Source organism: Kitasatospora sp. NPDC058243 (assembly GCF_042882025.1).
GTDB lineage: Bacteria > Actinomycetota > Actinomycetes > Streptomycetales > Streptomycetaceae > Kitasatospora.
The window spans coordinates 45,565-62,197 of the sequence record NZ_JBHVWW010000056.1 but is presented as its reverse complement, the minus strand read 5'-3'; the positions used below and the strand labels follow the sequence as shown (position 1 = coordinate 62,197).

The following is a 16,633-nucleotide window of genomic DNA, read 5'->3' as shown; positions in this document are numbered from 1 at the left end:
GGCCCGGCCGGCCGGACCGGGCCCGAACGGCGGGAAGAGCCAAGGAAAGGGCCAAGGGAGAGGGCGGGTCCGGTCAGCCACCACAGCACGGCGACCGCGCCGCCCGCCGCGGCGGCGGAGGGCAGCAGGTCGGTGGGGACGGCCTGCGGGCGGGCCAGCGCTGCCCAGGCACCGAGGCCGCCGAAGGCCGCGAACAGGGCGGCGGCCGCGCCGCGACGGCGTCCGGCCAGCACGCCGAGGGCCGCGGCCGCGAGGCCCATGACGGTGTAGATCCCGCCCAGCAGGGCCGTCTTGTCGCCGGTGCCGAACCGCTGGACCGCCCACGCCTTGACGGCGGTGGGTGCGAGGTCGATCGCCGCCGAGCCGATCGCCACCACCGGTGAGGCCTGGGGGCGGGTGAACGCCGCCGCCGCCTCGCCGGCTCCCACGGCCGCGGCGGCGGCCGCCAGCCCGCACAGCGCCGCGACGGCCGGCCCGGCGGCACGGGTGCGTGCTCGGGGGAGGGCGCCCGGCGGGCTGCTGCTCGTCTCATCGGTCACGGTCCTCATTCGGCGGTCCGGCTCCACCGGATGGGTGCGAGTCCGGATACCCCCCGATCGGGTGACATTGCTCTGGCCGGGTGACACCTCCCGGCCAGGGCTGAGGGCCGCGGACGGGCTGCGGAACGGGCCGGACCGCCGGGAGGCCCGACCCGGTTCGGCCGCTCAGGTGAACGGGATCAGCAGGACCGGCGCCCCCGTGGGGTGCGCGGAGCCGGCCGAGGGCTCCACCGTGACGCCGATGCCGCGCGCACCGTCCAGGGGGCCGTCCAGCAGGAACGCGCCGTCGCCCCGGGGCATCAGCCCCGCCGGGCGCATCGCGGCGCCGTCGTCGAACCACAGCTCGTACGCCGTGCCGTCCGCCGGGGCGGGCAGGCCGGAGGCCAGGAGGACGGCACGGCCCCGGCCGTGCGACCAGACCACCGCCCCGCTGCCGGTGCCGCCGGCCGCCGGGCCGCTCGCCCGCCGGGCGTCGGGTGCCGCCAGCAGCCCGGTGACCTGGTCCTGGTGCCGCTGCAGCGCGGCGGCGAGGGCCCTGGCCCGGTCCGCCTCCCGGTGCTGCTGGACGGCCACGCCGCCGAGGGCCGCGGCCGCCGCCAGACAGGCCGCCAGCGCCAGCCGCGGCCAGCCGCGGGCGGACCGCCCGGGGCGCCGGGCGCCGTCGGGCCCGGCCGCGGCGCGCGGGGCCTCCTGCCGGACGGTGTCCAGCGCGCCCATCACCCGCGACTTCAACTCTCCGGGCACCGCGACGGCCTGCGCGGCGCCCAGCCTGGCCAGCGTCGCCGTGAACTCGGCCACCTCCCGGGCGCAGGCCGGGCACTGCGCCAGGTGGCGTTCGAACTGCGCGCGCTCGTCCGCGTCGAGGGCGTGCGCGGCGTAGGCGCCGGTCAGCGTGTGCAGGTCGGCGCCGCTCATGCTCCCACTCCCAGGCAGTCGCGCAGCCGGATCAGCGCGTCGCGCATCCGGGTCTTGACGGTGCCCAGCGGGGTGCCGAGCAGTTCGGCGACCTGCGGGTAGGTGTACCCGCGGTAGTAGGCCAGCGTGATCGACTCCCGCTGCAACTCGGTCAGCCCCTTCAGGCAGCGCCGCACCTGCTCGCGTTCCAGCCGCCCCTCGACCTGCTCGGCGACCTCGTCGAACGCCGGCACGTGCGAGGCGGCGGCTGCCCGCTGGTCGCGGTCGGCGGCCGCCTGTGCCGCCCGCACCCGGTCCACGGCGCGGCGGTGGGCGATGGTCAGCACCCACGCCAGCACCTCCCCGCGCTCGGGCCGGTAGCGGGCGCAGGTGCGCCACACCTCCAGCATCACCTCCTGCGCGACCTCTTCGGACTGCGCCGGATCCCGCAGCACCCGGCGGACCAGCCCCAGCACCGGGCCCGCCACCGCGTCGTACAGCCGGCCGAACGCCTCCCGGTCGCCGAGCGCGGTCCTGCTCAGCAGCTCCTTGAGGTCGGTGCCCGGACGCCCCGGCCCGGACAGGTGAACGACCGTGCTCATCCGGCCGCCTCGCGCTCGCGACACACGGGCGACGGCCCCGGCCAGTGGACGGTGGGCATGGCACGACCTCCAGGTAATCCCGGCCGGGCGGACACCCGGCCGGGCCGACGGAACACGGCGACGTCAGGCGTTCGAAGCTGCACCCGGCGCGGATTGCCCGCGAAGGACACCGGATTCCCGGCCCCCTCGCAGGACACCGGATTCCCGGCCCCCTCGCAGGACACCGGATTCCCGGCCTCGCGCACGCCCGGATTCCTGGCCCCGCGCCCGCACGGGCGCCCGCAGGAGACCCCTGGAAGACTCGAATCCCCGGCCCCGTCCAATCCCCGGCCGCGTCCGCTCCGAACACCCCGGCAGCGCCCCCCGCGCCTGGCGGGGCACGGGGGGCGCACCCGCCCGCACGAGAGGAGCCGCAGGTGGACGAGCCGACCCGGACGCGCCCGCACTGCCTGGTCACCGGCGCCACCGGCTACATCGGCGGGCGCCTGGTGCCCGAACTGCTCGCCGCCGGGTACCGGGTGCGCTGCCTGGTCCGCGACCCGCTCCGGCTGCGGGACCAGCCCTGGCGGGCCGACGTGGAGGCCGTCACCGGCGACGTCACCCGCCCCGAGACCCTGCCCGCGGCCTTCGACGGCATCGACGCCGCCTACTACCTGGTCCACTCCCTGGGCACCGGGCCCGGCTTCGAGACCCGGGACCGGCAGGCCGCCGAGGCCTTCGCCGAGGCGGCCGCCGCCGCCGGCACCCGGCGCATCGTCTACCTCGGCGGACTGCTGCCCGCAGGCGTCCCCGAACCGCACCTGTCGGCCCACCTGCGCTCGCGCGCCGAAGTGGGCCGCGCCCTGCGCACGGGCGGCGTCCCCACCGCCGAACTGCGGGCCGCGGTGATCATCGGCTCCGGCTCGGCCTCCTTCGAGATGCTGCGCCACCTGACCGAACGGCTCCCGGCGATGGTCACCCCCCGCTGGGTCGACACCCGCATCCAGCCGATCGCCGTACGCGACGTGCTGCGCTACCTGGTCGGCGCCGCCGCCCTGCCCCCCGGGGTCGACCGCACCTTCGACATCGGCGGGCCCGACGTGCTCACCTACCGGCTGATGATGCGCCACTACGCCGAGGTCGCCGACCTGCCCCGGCGCCTGATCGTGCCGGTGCCCGTGCTCTCCCCGCGCCTGTCCAGCCACTGGGTGGGCCTGGTCACCCCCGTACCGGGCTCGCTCGCCCGCCCGCTGGTGGAGTCGCTGCGCCACGAGGTGGTGTGCCGCGAACACGACATCGCCCGCTGGATCCCCGACCCGCCCGAGGGCCTGACCGGCTTCGACCGGGCCGTGGAACTGGCCCTGCGGCGCATCCGCGACGCCCAGGTCTCCACCCGCTGGTCCTCCGCCTCCCTGCCCGGCGCGCCCAGCGACCCGCTGCCCACCGACCCCGACTGGGCCGGCGGCAGCCTCTACCAGGACCTGCGCCGGCGCCGGGTGGCCGCCGACCCGGCCGCGCTGTGGCGGGTGGTGGAGGGCGTCGGCGGCGAGAACGGCTGGTACTCCCTGCCGCTGGCCTGGGCCCTGCGGGGCCGTCTGGACCGCCTGGCCGGCGGCGTCGGCCTGCGCCGGGGCCGCCGCGACCGCCACCGGCTGCGGGTCGGCGACGCGCTCGACTTCTGGCGGGTCGAGGAGATCGAACCCGGACACCTGCTGCGGCTGCGCGCCGAGATGCGCCTGCCGGGCCTGGCCTGGCTCGAACTGCGCGTGACGCCCGACGGCGACGGCGGCGCGCTGTACCAGCAGCGGGCGCTGTTCCACCCGCACGGACTGGCCGGCCACCTCTACTGGTGGTCGGTGGCGCCCTTCCACGCCCTGGTGTTCGGCGCCATGGCCCGCAACATCACCGAACGCGCCCGACCCGCCGCCTGACACCCCTGTCCCCATCCCCACCCGCACCCGCACTCCACCGCACGAGGCCCCCGATGAGCACCGCCGTCGTCCTGTTCACCCAGGACCTGCGCCTGCACGACAACCCCGCCCTGCACGCCGCCCGCACCCGCGCCGACCAGGTCGTCCCCCTGTTCGTCCTCGACCCGGCCATCGCCCGGGCCGGCTTCGCCGCCCCCAACCGGCAGGCCTTCCTCGCCGAGAGCCTCGCCGACCTCGACCGGGCACTGCGCGCCGCCGGCTCCCGCCTGGTCCTGCGCCACGGCGACCCCGCCGAACAGGCCGCCCGCCTGGCCGCCGAGTGCGGCGCCGACACCGTCCACACCAACGCCGGCGTCTCCGCCTTCGCCACCCGCCGCGAACACGCCCTGCGCCGCGCCCTCGGCGAGCGCCTGCACCTGCACGACGCCGCGCTCACCATCGTCCCCGCCGGCCTCGTCACCCCGGCCGGGCGCGACCACTACGCCGTCTTCACCCCCTACCACCGCGCCTGGCAGCAGGCCCCCCGGCGCACCGTCCTGCCCGCCCCGCGCACCCTCGCCACCCCCGACGGCCCCGCGAGCGCCCCGCTGCCCGCCGCCCCCGCCGGCACCTCCCCGGGCCGCGCCCCCGGCGGCGAGAGCGCCGCCCGTCGCCGCCTGCGCGCCTGGAACCCGGACGACTACGAGCAGTTGCACGACGACCTCGCCGCCGACGCCACCTCCCGCCTCTCGCCGTACCTGCACTTCGGCTGCCTGTCCGCCACCGAACTCGCCCACCGCGCCGGGAAGTCCGACACCCCCGGCGCGGCCGCGCTGGTGCGCCAACTCGCCTGGCGCGACTTCCACCACCAGGTCCTCGCGGCCCGCCCCGACGCCGCCCACGCCGACTACCGCCCCCGCCCCGTCCGCTGGTACGACGACGAACGCGAGCTCCAGGCCTGGCGCGAGGGCCGCACCGGCTACCCGATCGTCGACGCCGGCCTGCGCCAACTCGCCCACGAGGGCTGGATGCACAACCGGGCCCGCCTGCTCACCGCCTCCTTCCTCACCAAGAGCCTGCGCCACCACTGGCGCCCCGGCGCCGCCCACTTCCTCGCCCTGCTCGTCGACGGCGACCTCGCCAACAACCAGCTCAACTGGCAGTGGGCCGCCGGCACCGGCACCGACACCCGCCCCAACCGCGTCCTCAACCCGCTGCGCCAGGCCGACCGCTACGACCCCGACGGCGCCTACGTGCGCCGCTGGGTCCCCGAGCTCGCCCACCTGCCCGCCCGCGACGTCCACCGCCCCTGGGAGCTCGCGGAGCCCCCGGCCGGCTACCCGGCGCCCCTGCTGCCCCCCGACGCCCTCGGCACCCGCCTGCGCGAGAGCGGCTGAACCGCCCTCGTCCTCACCCGCACTCATCCGCCCTGACCCGAAACTCACCCGAACTCACCCGAACGGCGTAGCGCCGCGTCCGCTCCCGCCCGGGCCCCGGCCGCCGCGGGATGCGGGCCCCACCCGCCTCCCGTTGGATGAAACCCGCGGCCCGGCAGGCCCCGGGCAGGTCACCCCGGCAGGCCGCCCCACCCCCGGCGCACCACCCGAAGGAGCAGGAGCATGCCCATTTCCAGGACCCGCGACGGCGTCGAGATCTTCTACCAGGACTGGGGCAGCGGGCGCCCCGTCGTGTTCATCCACGGCTGGCCGCTCAACGGCGACGCCTGGCAGGACCAGCTGAAGGCCGTCGCGGACGCCGGCCTGCGGGCCATCGCCCACGACCGGCGCGGCCACGGCCGTTCCGCCCCGGTCTACGGCGGCTACGACTTCGACACCTTCGCCGACGACCTCGACAGCCTGCTCACCGGGCTCGACCTGCGCGACGTCACCCTGGTGGCCCACTCGATGGGCGGCGGCGAGCTCGCCCGCTACATCGGCCGCCACGGCACCGGGCGGATCCGCTCCGCCGTCCTGCTGTCGGCGATCACCCCGTCCATGCTGCAGGGCCCCGACAACCCGCACGGCGTGCCCGGCAGCGTCTTCGACGACCTCAAGGCCGGCATCCTCACCGAGCGCTCCCAGTTCTGGCAGGACACCTCCGTCGACTTCTTCTCCGCCGACCGCCCCGGTTCCCGCGCCACCCAGGGCAACCGGGACGCGTTCTGGTTCATGGCGATGCACCAGACCATCGAGGGCGGCGTCGACTGCGTGGACGCCTTCGGCTACACCGACTTCCACGAGGACCTGGCCAGGTTCGACATCCCCACCCTGATCGTGCACGGCGACGACGACCGGATCGTCCCCGTCGAGGCCACCGCCCGCCGGGCCGCCCGGATCATCCCCGGCGCCGTCCTGAAGGTGTACGAGAACGGCTCGCACGGCATCGCGATGGTCCCCGGCGACAAGGAGCGCTTCAACGCCGACCTGCTGGAGTTCCTCAAGCGGTGAGGGCGCCTCGGGGGAACCTCGGCAGCCTCAGGGCGCGCGGCGCAGGGACAGCGCCGTGACGTCGTCGCGGCTGCGGCCTCCGCTCCAGCGGCGGGCCTCGCGGTCCAGGGCCTCGGGCAGCAGGGCGGCGGGGGCGGTGGCGAGGGCGGCCAGGCCCCGCTCGACGGGGTAGAACGCGCCGGTGGCGTCCTGGGCCTCGGTGATCCCGTCGGTGAGCAGCACCAGCACGCCGTCCTCGGGCAGCGCGAACCACCGGACGGTGCGCACCTCGTCGGTCAGCTCCGCCAGCCCGAGCGGCACCCCGGCCGGCAGCGGCACGGCCTCGACCCGGCCGCCGTGCAGCAGGTAGGGGGCGAGGTGGCCGCAGTTGACGGCCTGCACGTCCGCGCCGCGCTCCACGCCCAGCACGGTCGCGGTGACGAAGCGCTCGCTCTCGCCGCCCTGCACCGCGTACGCGTTGTGCCGCTCCACCGCCGCCTCCAGGGCGTCCGCGACGCCGGTCAGCGCCGGCTCCCGGAAGGCCGCCTCCCGGAACGCGCTCAGCACCGCGAAGCCCGCGCCGATCGCCGGCAGGCCCTTGCCCTGCACGTCGCCCACCAGCACCCGGGTGCCGTACGGGGTGTCGGCGACGTCGTACAGGTCGCCGCCGACCAGGGCGTCCTCCTCCACCGGCCGGTACAGCCCGTACAGCTGGACGTCGGGGGTGAGCACCGGCAGCGGGCGCAGCAGCTGGCGCTGCAGGGCGACGGCGGTCTGCCGCATCCGGAACAGCTCCCGCTCGCGCCGCACCCGTCGCGCGCACAGCCCGACCACGGCCGCCTCGGCGCCGACCACGCCCACCAGGGTGCCCACCCGGGCGGCCAGCGAGGACGGCGGGAACAGCACCGTGCTGACCGCCACGACCCCGGCCACCCACACCGAGGCCGCGACCGTCTGCGCGACGGTGCCCAGCCCCGCCAGCAGGGCCGGCAGGAACACCAGCAGCAGCACCAGCCGGGCGCTGGTGCCGCTCGCCGCCTGGGCGAGCAGCACCACCGCGGTGGAGGCCAGCACCCCCAGCACCACCGCCCGGTTGCCCGGCGCCCGCGTCCCCCCGTCGTCCCGGTCCCCGCTCCCGTCCGCGCCGCCCACCCCGCCGTCCTCTCCGCCGCCTCGCCGTCCCCCCAGGCATACCGGCGGCCCCACCCGGCCGCCAGCGCAGCCCGCCCGGACGGGCGAGCGCCCGCTCGGGAGCGCCCGCCCGGGCCCGGACGCCCGCCGCCCGCCGCCCGGGCGTCAGGCCGTCAGGCGCAGGTGCTGTCCGCGCAGAGCTGCCACGGCTCCCAGGAGACGAACCGGTCCACCTCGGTGGTCCGCCACGAGCGGTCGCGGTTCCACTCGCGGACGGTCACCCGCAGCCGCCCGTCCGGCAGTTGGACGACCGAGGTCGGCGCGCCCAGGCCCGCGTTGGGGTCCGGCAGCCTGGGCAGCTGCCGCACCGGGCCCCAGGAGTCCTGGGCGTCGACGTCCTGGCTGCGCACCTCCATGGCCGCGTTCGTGCCGGCGCCGGAGGCGAAGACGTGCAGCCGGCCGTCGCGTTCCCTGAAGAGCGTGAGCCCGCCGTGGTAGGGCGGCGGTGACAGCTCGAAGTTCTCGGTCGGGGTCCAGGAGTCGCCGGGCGCGGGCAGGACGGTGTGGCAGAAGCCGCCGTAGGAGGCGAAGAACACCTCCAGGGCGCCGGCGCTGTTCTCGACGGCGCTCACCTGGTACAGCTTCGGGCCCACGGGGGTGGCGCTGACGCGCTCCCAGCCGCCGTAGGCGCCCCCGGGCGCGTCCTGGGAGCGGTGCCAGACGAAGGGCAGGAGGGAGGCTGCCGAACTGTCGTAGAACTGCTGGAACTGTTCGGTCCGCCCGTCGGAGCGCGGCGTCTCCACCAGGGTGTTCGGGAGGGCGGTACTGGCCAGGCCCTGGGCGGTCGCGTCGGCCCCGCACCCGGCGGCGACGCCCGGCGCGGGGGCGGTGCCCGCCGTCGTCGTGGCCCACGCGGTCGTTCCCGCGAAGGCCACGACCAGCACACCCGACAGCACGGCTTGCGGAAGTCTCCTGTACACGGTCGGTGAACCTCCCCATTCGGTAACGGAAAAGGATTGCCCGGCAGGGGAGTTGGCCGCTTTCGCCGGCCCCTCGCGCGGGACCGGCACATTCTCGTGCACCGGCGGCGGGGCGGACAGGGCGCCTGCGGGGCGGCCGGACGGGATCCGGCCGAACGGCGGCCCACCCCCGGCGGCGGGGGAAGGCCGGCCGGTCCGGGGACGACAGGTCAGGCGGTCGGCAGGTCCGGGGCGGCGTCACCGCGGGGACGGCCGCGGAACAACTCGTCCAGGTGGTGGGTGAGGATCGCCAGCGCGGCGTCGCCGGTGCGCTGGCCGCCGAGCACGCTGGAGCCGAGGCCGTTGACCATGGCCAGCAGCCCGGCGGCGGTCATCTCCGGGTCCCTGGCGGGGTCGATCTGCCCGGCCTGCTGGGCCGTGCGGACCTGCTTGGCGAGGAAGCCCTCCAGCAGGTCGGGCTGGGGCGTTCCGTGCTTCTCCACCAGTGCGGGATCGCTGAGCACCAGCGTGTAGTAGGCGGCGTAGGTGCGGGTGATCCGGCGGCTCTCCGGGTCGGTGGGCAGGATGCTGGACAGGACCGCGGTCACCAGGCCGCGCGGCGTGGACGGGGTGGCGGCCGCGGTGATCCACGCCGCCATGCGGGCCTGGAGCTGGGCGCCGAGCCGCTCCAGCGCGTCCAGCAGCAGCCCCTCCTTGGTCGTGAAGTAGTACTGCACCAGCCGCAGGGAGACGCCCGCCTCGGTGGCGACCGCCCGCATGCTGGCCGCCTGCAGCCCCTGGGTGTCGGCGATGCGCAGCAGCGCTTCGGCGATCTGCCGCCGGCGTTCCTCGTGATCGACCCGCGCGTTCATGTACGACCTCCCTGGTACACCCGTATCATGCCGTGATACACATGTATCATGCGAATCAGCCAGTTCAAGAACGACCAGGCCGGGGACCGGTTTCGCGCCGCCTACGAGCGGGCCCTGACGGAACTGTGGCCCGGGCCTCGGACGGCGCTGGACCTCCCGACCGCGTTCGGGACCACCCGCGTCTACCGGACCGGCCCGCAGCACGGCGAGCCGATCGTGCTGCTGCCCGGCTCGGGCGGAAACGCACTGATGTGGCACCGCTACATCGACACACTGGCCCGCCACCGCCCGGTCATCGCCGTCGACACGGTCGGCGAACCGGGCGCGAGCGTGCAGAGCGCCCCGATCGCCGACGGCCGGGACGCGGCCGCCTGGCTGGACGAACTCCTGGCCGCACTGGAGGTGACGGACGCCCAGGTCGTCGGCTGCTCCTACGGCGGCTGGCTGGCGCTCCACCACCAGATCCACCACCCCGGGCGGGTCGCCTCCCTCACCCTGGTGGACCCGGCGGGCTTCGCCGACATGGGCGCCCGGTTCTACGCCTGGGTGATCGCCGGCGGCCTCGCCGCCACCGCGCCGCGGGCGCTGCGCCCCCGGCTGGCCCGCCTGGTCGGCAACAGCGCCATCCTGGAGACCGAACTGATGGCCCTGATGCGCGCGTCGATGGGGTTCCGCCGCGCGCTCCCGGTGCCCCCGGTCCTGTCCGACGAGGAACTGCGCCGCCTGGACGTCCCCGCACTGTTCCTGCTCGGGGAGCGCAGCGCCATGCACGACGCGCACGCGGTCGCCGAGCGCCTCGGCCGCCTCGTGCCCTCGGCCCGGACGGAGATCGTGCCCGGCGCCGGCCACGCCCTGCCGACCGACCGGCCGGACCTGGTGGCCGACCGCGTCCTGCACCCCGCCGGGCGGTAGCGCCACCGGCCGGCCCCGGGGGCTCCCGCTGCGCACCGTCCCGCTGACGGAGCACCACGTGAACCGCGCCGAGCCCGCGCCGAGCCCGCGCCGAGCCCGCGCCGAGCCCGCGCCGAGGCCCGTCGAACCCGCGCCCGCGACCGGACGAAAACCGGTTGCGGGCGCGGCCGCACGCCTGCGACCGTACGGCTCCCGCCAACACCCCCTCCACGAGGCCCCGATGACCATCTACTTCTACGGCGCCGACGAAGCCCCGCACGGCTGCTTCTCCAACTTCTCCCCCCACCCCCTCCACCTCGACGGACACCTCTGGCCCACCTCCGAGCACTACTTCCAGGCCCAGAAGTTCGCCGGCACCCGCCACGCCGACCTCGTCCGCCGCGCCCGCACCCCGCTGCGCGCCGCCGAACTGGGCCGCGACCCGGCCGGACCGCTGCGCCGCGACTGGGAGCGCGTCAAGGACGACGTGATGCGCCGGGCGGTGGCGGCCAAGTTCCGGGAGCACCCGGACATCCGCGCCGTCCTGCTCGCCACCGGCGACGAGGAACTCGTCGAGGACACCGGCACCGACCACTACTGGGGGCGCGGACGCACCGGCACCGGCAGGAACATGCTCGGCCGCATCCTGATGCGCACCCGCACCCGGCTGCGCGCCGAGTTCCCTGCCGGACCCGCCGAGCGGGCGTGACACCGCAGCTCACCCGCAGGCGAGTTGACGGAACGTCAGGACGCGGGGGCCGCCGCCATCAGGTCGTGCAGCAGGTCGTCGCCCAGGCCCAGGCCGGTCTTCGACTCGTCGGGCAGGTGGTAGTCGCGGTACCAGTCCGCGGGGGCCTCCGGGTGCGGGCCGCTGACCGCCACCCGGCCGGCGCCGTAGGGGGCGGTGACGGCGGCGGCGCGGCCGTTGGAATAGCGGGCCAGGACGTCCACGCCCGGGCCGTCGACGTCGAAGTACGGGCCGTCCTGGAAGTACATCCGCTGCGGGCGGCCGCGCCAGGCGACGTCGACGAGGCGGTCCTGCTCGTCGGTGACGGTCGCCCCCCGGGAGTGGATGTACTGCCCGGAGTCGCCCGGCAGGAGGTCGTAGCCCGGGTCGCCGGCCAGGTAGCCGCCCATGCACAGGCCCAGGTAGCGCCCGCCGCCCCGGACGAAGTCGCGCACCAGCTCCGGCGAGAAGCCGGGGTCGCGCTGGAGCAGGCCCCACGCGGTGCTCACCTCCTGCCCGTTGGTGCCGCCCGGCTGCACGTACAGCGCGGCGCCGGCCAGCACGCCCGCGCCGAAGCGCAGCCGCTCCTCGGGCCCGACGTAGCGCACCGCGAAGCCGTCGCGCTCCAGCAGCTCCCGCGCCGCCTCCGGGCAGCCCTCGCAGGCCGCCGGGCCCCGGTAGACCAGCGCGAGCGGCCGCCCGTCGGCGGCGGCGACCGCGTCGTCGGCCGCGCCGTCCGGCACGGGGGAGGCGCCGCAGGCGGACGCCGTCAGCAGCGCCGCCGCCACCGCCAGGGCCGCAGCGGCCCGCCAGGGCCGCCGCCCACCCCTCATGACCGGCACTCCCGCCATCGCTGACACCCTCCCCGGACAGGACCTACGCCGTGTGCAGCGACGACGCTACGGGCACAGCGGCCCGCGCCGCACGTCCGCCCCCCGAACGGGTGCCGCGCGCCGTCCGCGTTGACGGGAGGCGGGCCCGGCGGAGTAGCACGGACGGACGGGTCAGGCGGACGCGGCCTCGGCCCGCCGTTCGTCCTGGTGCCGCAGAAGATCGTCCGTCGTCATCGGGCCGGTCTGCCGGTCTGCCGGTCTGCCGGTCTGCCAGCGGCCGCCGGCCTGGAAATTGACCCGTGAAAATGGCATTCAATTGCCACCTGATGGCGGGTCTTTCCGGCCCTAGCCTGGTCCCATGACGACGACGAGCAACACCGCCACCGCCGCCCCCGTGCTGACCCGCCACGCCGAGGCCGAGAGCTGCGCCGACCCGAGCAGCACCATGACCCTGCTCGCCGACTCGGCGCACACCGAGGGCGGGTTCACCAGCTACCGCTCCACCTTCGCCAAGGGCGCCGTCGGGGCCCCCGCGCACTTCCACACCCGGGCGTGGGAGCTGTTCTTCGTGATCGGCGGCTCGCTGCAGGTGCTGGTCGGCGAGGAGGTCACGATCCTGGGCGAGGGCGACTTCCTCGCCGTGCCGCCGCACACCCCGCACGCCTTCGCCGCCGCCCCGGGCGCCGAGGCCGACGTCCTGTTCGTGTTCACCCCGGGCATGGACCGCTTCGACTACCTGCGCCTGCTGGGCCGCGTGATGCGCGGCGAGACCGACCCGGGCGCGATCGCCGCCTCCGCCGGGCGCTTCGACAACCACTACGTCGACAGCCCCGCCTGGCGCGCCGCCCTCGACCGCAGCGCCGCCCCCGCCTGAGGCCCCGCCCGGGGCCCAGCCCCCGCCTGAGGCCCCGACCGGGGCCCAGCCCCCGCCTGAGGCCCCGCCCGGGGCCCGTGACGGCCGCTCCCGGCGGGCCGGTGCGGGCCGGGTGTGGAACGGTGGAGGCCGGGGGTGTCCTGGTTGCGAGAGGAGTGGCCATGTCGTCGAAGCGTCGCCGCAAGAAGAAGGCCCGGGCCCGGCGCGGGGCCAACCACGGCCGCCGGCCCCAGTGCTGAGCGCCTGAACCGTGCGCGCGGCCGGGGCGCCGCCCCCGGCCGCACCGGGCGCTCAGCCCGGTTCGCGCCCGTGTCTGTGTCCGCGCCCGCGCGGCACGGCGTGGTACGTGCAGGTGTCCGTCCAGTTGCGGCCGAAGGTGAGCACCAGCACCGGGCCCCGCCCCTCGGCGCGGGCGGCCCGCAGCAGCGCGGCCGGGTCGCCGTCCGCCGGGATCTGTTCGTGCCGGAAGTACACGTCGCTGCCCGGGCGCGGCCAGTACGGGTCCGGGCGGGGGATGCCGGGCAGGTCCCAGACCAGGGTGGCGTCGGCGGTGGACAGGCTCGGGCCGGGCATCCGCCGGCCGTCGGGGAAGAGGCCGCGGTCGCGGTGGTAGCGCAGCGCGTAGGCGACCGTGCCCGGTGAGTACGGCGGTTCGTCGCCCCAGGTGTTCGGGAAGCCCCAGTCGGCCAGGCCCGCCGCCTCGATCCTGGGCAGGACGGCGGTGATGTCCTCGCCGGTGGCGAAGTAGGCGGCGGCGCTCATCCGGCAGACCAGCACGCCGCGGCCCTCGGCGGTGGTGGTGAGCAGGCCGAGCGAGGCGGGGCGGTCGCAGTGGTCGGCGACGCGGGTCAGCAGGTGCGTCACGCCCTCCACCGCGGCCAGGCCCTCGACCAGCCGGCGGATCCGCTCGCGCTCGGCGGCCCGCAGCGCCTCGACCCGCGGCGAGGAGGCCAGGGCGCGCAGCCGGCGGGTGGTGGGCAGGCGGGCGCGCAGCGCGTCCCGGGCCCGTACGGGCTGGGCCAGCAGCATGCCGAGCAGGTACTCGAAGCCGTTCACCGGGCGGGGTCCTCTCGGGCCGGGTGGCGCCCGCGCGGGTCGCGGCGTCCGCCCCACAGGCTGGCCCGGCGGCGGCCCGCACCGCAATGCGCCGCCGTACCCGAATTCCGCCGGCCGCCGGGTTCAGCCGAGGGCGCCGACCGCCGTCCGGACGGCCTGCGGCAGGCCGAGCAGGTCGGTGCTGTCCGTCCACTGGTCCACGCCGCCCACCGGCGGCAGGGCGCGCAGCCGCGCGTCGGTGACCGTCTCCAGCAGCGCCCGGGCGAAGCGGCCGGCGTCCAGGACGAGGTAGGGGCGGCCGTGGAACGGCCGGCGGGCCGCCGCCAGCGGTGCGGTCAGCCCCAGGGCGTTGTGCCGGCGGGCCGCGGCCTCGTACGCCTCGCACAAATACCGCTCCCGCTCCGCAAAATGACCGGACGTCAGCGCGCCGTGCAGCAGCGGCCCCAGCTCCCCGGCGGCGCCGGTGCGCCCGAACGCGCTGCCCAGCCACTTGCCGTACGGGGCGTAGCGGCGCTCCATCAGCAGGGACAGCCGCATCACCTCCCGGACCAGGCGGGCGGCCACCACCATCGAACCGAGCTCGTCGCCGACCTCGGCGCAGCGCCCGACGAACGCCTCCTCCTGCTCGATCCGCCGCCACTGGCAGGCCAGCAGGTAGCGCCACACCTGCTCCGGGTACCAGGCCAGGTGGCGCCGGGCCGCGGTGAGGTCGCCCGGGCCGTCGTGGAACACCGCGCCGCCGGTCACCTCGGCCAGGCGCTGCTGCGGCAGTGCCAGCCAGTCGCCGGCCCCCGGGTCCGTCCGGTACCACCCGGCCGCCGCCGGGCCCAGCCGGGCGGCCAGCCAGGAGGGCACGTCGTGGACCTCGACCAGGTGGTCCACCGGGCCCTCGGTCCAGTCGGGGTGGCGCACCGGGTCGAGCGGGTCCGGGCCGCGCCGGAAGTGCGTGGAGCGGCCGCGCACCTGCCGGGGCAGCCGGTGCGCCAGCACCTCGCGCAGCCGCTCCCCGTGGCGGGCGGCGTCGCCGGGGGAGAGGAACAGCTCCAGGCGAGGGCCCCAGTCGTGGTCCGTCGAGCGGGCGGTGTCGAAGCCCAGCACCTCCGAGCCCGCGCCCACCCGCGCCGCCGCGTACCCGAGTCCGGGGAACGCCTCGGCCAGCAGCGGGCGCACGGCCTCCTCGTGCAGCGTCCGAGCCAGCTCCAGGCCGGGGACGAACGCGCCACCATCATCGGGAGTCGTCATGGGGCCCACTGTGCCAACACCCCGCCGCCCCGGGCCACCGGATTCCGGACCACCGCCTCCCGGAAACCCCTTCCGTCGGCTGCCGTCCGCCGGCCGCCGCCCTTTCCCGGCGGACAAACACAGAGAGACCGCTCGGGCCGCTGGGGCCGGGCGGTCTCTGCTGTTCGGACGGGCCCATGCGCCAACACGGCCCGCTGCCGGTGTTCCCGAGAATTTGGAGTAGACAGCGCCCCCGGGTTCCTGACCCGCAGGTCTGGATGACGCTGCTGCACATCGTCACATTCAGCCAGGACGGCTACAAGGGCGAGTTGCACAAAAATGCATCAAATTCCGGTTTCGAGTTCCTGAACTGCACTGATGTCACAGGGTTGTGACGAGATTGCGGGCCGGGCCCGGGATTCTGGCGCATCAATCTTCGCGATGTTCACCGAACCGATTGGGAATCACCCGTACGCCTGACAGAGTGTTGCGCGAAACGGGTTCCTCGCGTGACGCCAACCACCGAAGTTCCCGTCCGTTGGAGTAGACGGTGATATAGGAGGTCCTCGATGACGAGGAAGCGGAAGAAGAAGCGCGCCCCCGCCCACTGCACCGCCGGCCACCCGGCGCCGCCGCGACCGGGCCTGCCCTGGTCGTCCGGCCCCGTGCGGACGGCCGTGGTCGTCGTCGTGGTCGTCGTGGCCGCCGCCATGGTGAGGACGGGCATGTCGGCGGGAGCGGCGCTCGAACTGGCCACCGGCGGACTGCTGTTGAATGCCAGGCTCCAGCAGGGGCGGGCCTAGAAGGAACGCCGGACCGCGATGGGACGCCAGGAGAAACCGATCGCGGCGACCGAGCCGGCCCTGGGTCGGCTCGCCGCGTTGCTGCGCGAGCAGCGTGAAGAGGCGGGGCTGACCTACCGTCAGCTCGCCGACCGGACCAACTACCACCCGACCACCCTGCAACGGGCCACCAGCGGCCGGACCATGCCGAACTGGGAGGTCGTCGAGGCCCTCACCCGGGCCTGCGACGGCGACCTCAAGGCGGCCCGCCGCAAGTGGACCCTGGCCAACTACTGGGCCCACGTCCCGCGTCCCTCCGGGACCCAGCGCCGGGCGCCCCGACGGCTCAACCCCGAGCAGGTCGACTCCCTCGCCGACCTGCGACGGGCGATGCACGAGATGCGGCGCAAGGCCGACTGGCCCTCCCTGGAGGAGCTGGACCGCCGGGCCCGGGCCGGGGGAGGGCGCCTGCCCTCCAGCACCCTGGCGCTGGTCCTCAGAGGTGAGGCCCCGCTGCGCAAGGCGGTGTTCCTCACCTACATGGAGGTCTGCGGGGTCAAGGAGGCCCGCCGCGCACTGTGGGCGGCGGCCTGGGAGCGGATGAACAACGCCCGCACCCCGGCACCGGTCAACTCCCGCACGTACCAACGGGAGTTCACCCGGGCCATGCAGTCCTCCAGCAGCGGCACCCCGACGGACACCCTGTTCAAACTGTGGGTGACCCTGCGCAACAGCCTGGCCGCCGACCGCGCCGAGGACGCCGGCCAACCCGGCCACTCCGGCCACTCCGCTGCGACGGGCCGCGACGGCACCGGCGGCGGCCCGCCGGTACTCGTGTGACCCGGTCCGCGGACGGGAACGCGTCGCCAGAGCCTCGTTCTCTGACCAGCACCCAACTACACCACCCTGGGGATTAACTCTACCGGCGCCGATCAGG

16 protein-coding genes and 1 pseudogene are annotated in these 16,633 nt (G+C 76.0%); 8 read left to right on the top strand and 9 right to left on the bottom strand.

Annotated features, from left to right (window positions below):
• The 3 genes and pseudogenes from ACFVX9_RS29295 to sigK all read right to left on the bottom strand — a co-directional run.
• Positions 1–539, bottom strand: a pseudogene (locus tag ACFVX9_RS29295) (molybdopterin-binding oxidoreductase); the annotation flags it as partial.
• A 165-nt stretch (positions 540–704) separates the two neighbouring features.
• Positions 705–1,454 (bottom strand): anti-sigma factor domain-containing protein, encoded by a 750-nt coding sequence (locus ACFVX9_RS29290; protein WP_380484723.1) that lies wholly within the window; start codon positions 1,452–1,454, stop codon positions 705–707.
• Positions 1,451–2,035, bottom strand: coding sequence for an ECF RNA polymerase sigma factor SigK (gene sigK / locus ACFVX9_RS29285; protein ID WP_380375490.1), 585 nt, complete (start codon positions 2,033–2,035; stop codon positions 1,451–1,453). The genes ACFVX9_RS29290 and sigK overlap by 4 nt, the downstream gene beginning before the upstream one ends.
• 416 nt (positions 2,036–2,451) lie before the next feature.
• Between sigK and ACFVX9_RS29280 the strand changes: the two genes are divergently transcribed.
• From ACFVX9_RS29280 to ACFVX9_RS29270, 3 genes are all read left to right on the top strand, one after another.
• Positions 2,452–3,945, top strand: a complete 1,494-nt coding sequence (locus tag ACFVX9_RS29280; protein WP_387984385.1) for an SDR family oxidoreductase — start codon at positions 2,452–2,454, stop codon at positions 3,943–3,945.
• Between the two features lie 53 nt (positions 3,946–3,998).
• Positions 3,999–5,321: a cryptochrome/photolyase family protein gene (locus ACFVX9_RS29275; RefSeq protein ID WP_387984383.1), complete on the top strand. Its 1,323-nt coding sequence runs from the start codon at positions 3,999–4,001 to the stop codon at positions 5,319–5,321.
• A 222-nt stretch (positions 5,322–5,543) separates the two neighbouring features.
• Positions 5,544–6,371 carry an alpha/beta fold hydrolase gene (locus tag ACFVX9_RS29270; RefSeq protein WP_387984381.1) on the top strand — a complete coding sequence of 276 codons (828 nt, stop codon included), beginning with the start codon at positions 5,544–5,546 and terminating at the stop codon, positions 6,369–6,371.
• Positions 6,372–6,398: 27 nt separating this feature from the next.
• Here the strand turns inward: ACFVX9_RS29270 and ACFVX9_RS29265 are convergent, their stop codons facing one another.
• The 3 genes from ACFVX9_RS29265 to ACFVX9_RS29255 form a co-directional block, all read right to left on the bottom strand.
• Positions 6,399–7,502: a PP2C family protein-serine/threonine phosphatase gene (locus ACFVX9_RS29265; RefSeq protein WP_387984379.1), complete on the bottom strand. Its 1,104-nt coding sequence runs from the start codon at positions 7,500–7,502 to the stop codon at positions 6,399–6,401.
• Between the two features lie 152 nt (positions 7,503–7,654).
• Entirely contained in the window at positions 7,655–8,461 is an 807-nt protein-coding gene (locus ACFVX9_RS29260; protein ID WP_387984377.1) for a hypothetical protein, read from the bottom strand.
• 209 nt (positions 8,462–8,670) lie between these two features.
• Positions 8,671–9,312, bottom strand: coding sequence for a TetR/AcrR family transcriptional regulator (locus tag ACFVX9_RS29255; protein ID WP_380484710.1), 642 nt, complete (start codon positions 9,310–9,312; stop codon positions 8,671–8,673).
• A gap of 48 nt (positions 9,313–9,360) precedes the next feature.
• On the opposite strand from ACFVX9_RS29255, the gene ACFVX9_RS29250 reads away from it, so the two are divergent.
• Together ACFVX9_RS29250 and ACFVX9_RS29245 are read left to right on the top strand one after the other, a co-directional pair.
• Positions 9,361–10,224 (top strand): alpha/beta fold hydrolase, encoded by an 864-nt coding sequence (locus ACFVX9_RS29250; RefSeq protein WP_063352893.1) that lies wholly within the window; start codon positions 9,361–9,363, stop codon positions 10,222–10,224.
• A gap of 220 nt (positions 10,225–10,444) precedes the next feature.
• Positions 10,445–10,912 carry an NADAR family protein gene (locus ACFVX9_RS29245; RefSeq protein WP_063352891.1) on the top strand — a complete coding sequence of 156 codons (468 nt, stop codon included), beginning with the start codon at positions 10,445–10,447 and terminating at the stop codon, positions 10,910–10,912.
• Positions 10,913–10,947: 35 nt separating this feature from the next.
• Here ACFVX9_RS29245 and ACFVX9_RS29240 read toward each other — a convergent pair whose 3' ends face one another.
• On the bottom strand, positions 10,948–11,763 hold the full coding sequence (locus ACFVX9_RS29240; RefSeq protein ID WP_387984374.1) for a BPL-N domain-containing protein: 816 nt from the start codon (positions 11,761–11,763) through the stop codon (positions 10,948–10,950).
• 358 nt (positions 11,764–12,121) lie between these two features.
• On the opposite strand from ACFVX9_RS29240, the gene ACFVX9_RS29235 reads away from it, so the two are divergent.
• Positions 12,122–12,637 (top strand): cupin domain-containing protein, encoded by a 516-nt coding sequence (locus ACFVX9_RS29235; RefSeq protein WP_380375502.1) that lies wholly within the window; start codon positions 12,122–12,124, stop codon positions 12,635–12,637.
• A 291-nt stretch (positions 12,638–12,928) separates the two neighbouring features.
• Here the strand turns inward: ACFVX9_RS29235 and ACFVX9_RS29230 are convergent, their stop codons facing one another.
• Positions 12,929–13,693 carry a hypothetical protein gene (locus ACFVX9_RS29230; RefSeq protein ID WP_387984373.1) on the bottom strand — a complete coding sequence of 255 codons (765 nt, stop codon included), beginning with the start codon at positions 13,691–13,693 and terminating at the stop codon, positions 12,929–12,931.
• 123 nt (positions 13,694–13,816) lie between these two features.
• On the bottom strand, positions 13,817–14,935 hold the full coding sequence (locus ACFVX9_RS29225) for a DUF4037 domain-containing protein (RefSeq protein WP_387984371.1): 1,119 nt from the start codon (positions 14,933–14,935) through the stop codon (positions 13,817–13,819).
• Positions 14,936–15,483: 548 nt separating this feature from the next.
• Here ACFVX9_RS29225 and ACFVX9_RS29220 point away from each other — a divergent pair.
• Both ACFVX9_RS29220 and ACFVX9_RS29215 read left to right on the top strand, forming a co-directional pair.
• Positions 15,484–15,717 (top strand): hypothetical protein, encoded by a 234-nt coding sequence (locus ACFVX9_RS29220; RefSeq protein WP_387984370.1) that lies wholly within the window; start codon positions 15,484–15,486, stop codon positions 15,715–15,717.
• Positions 15,718–15,735: 18 nt separating this feature from the next.
• Positions 15,736–16,536 carry a helix-turn-helix domain-containing protein gene (locus tag ACFVX9_RS29215; protein WP_387984368.1) on the top strand — a complete coding sequence of 267 codons (801 nt, stop codon included), beginning with the start codon at positions 15,736–15,738 and terminating at the stop codon, positions 16,534–16,536.
• Positions 16,537–16,633 lie beyond the last annotated feature (97 nt).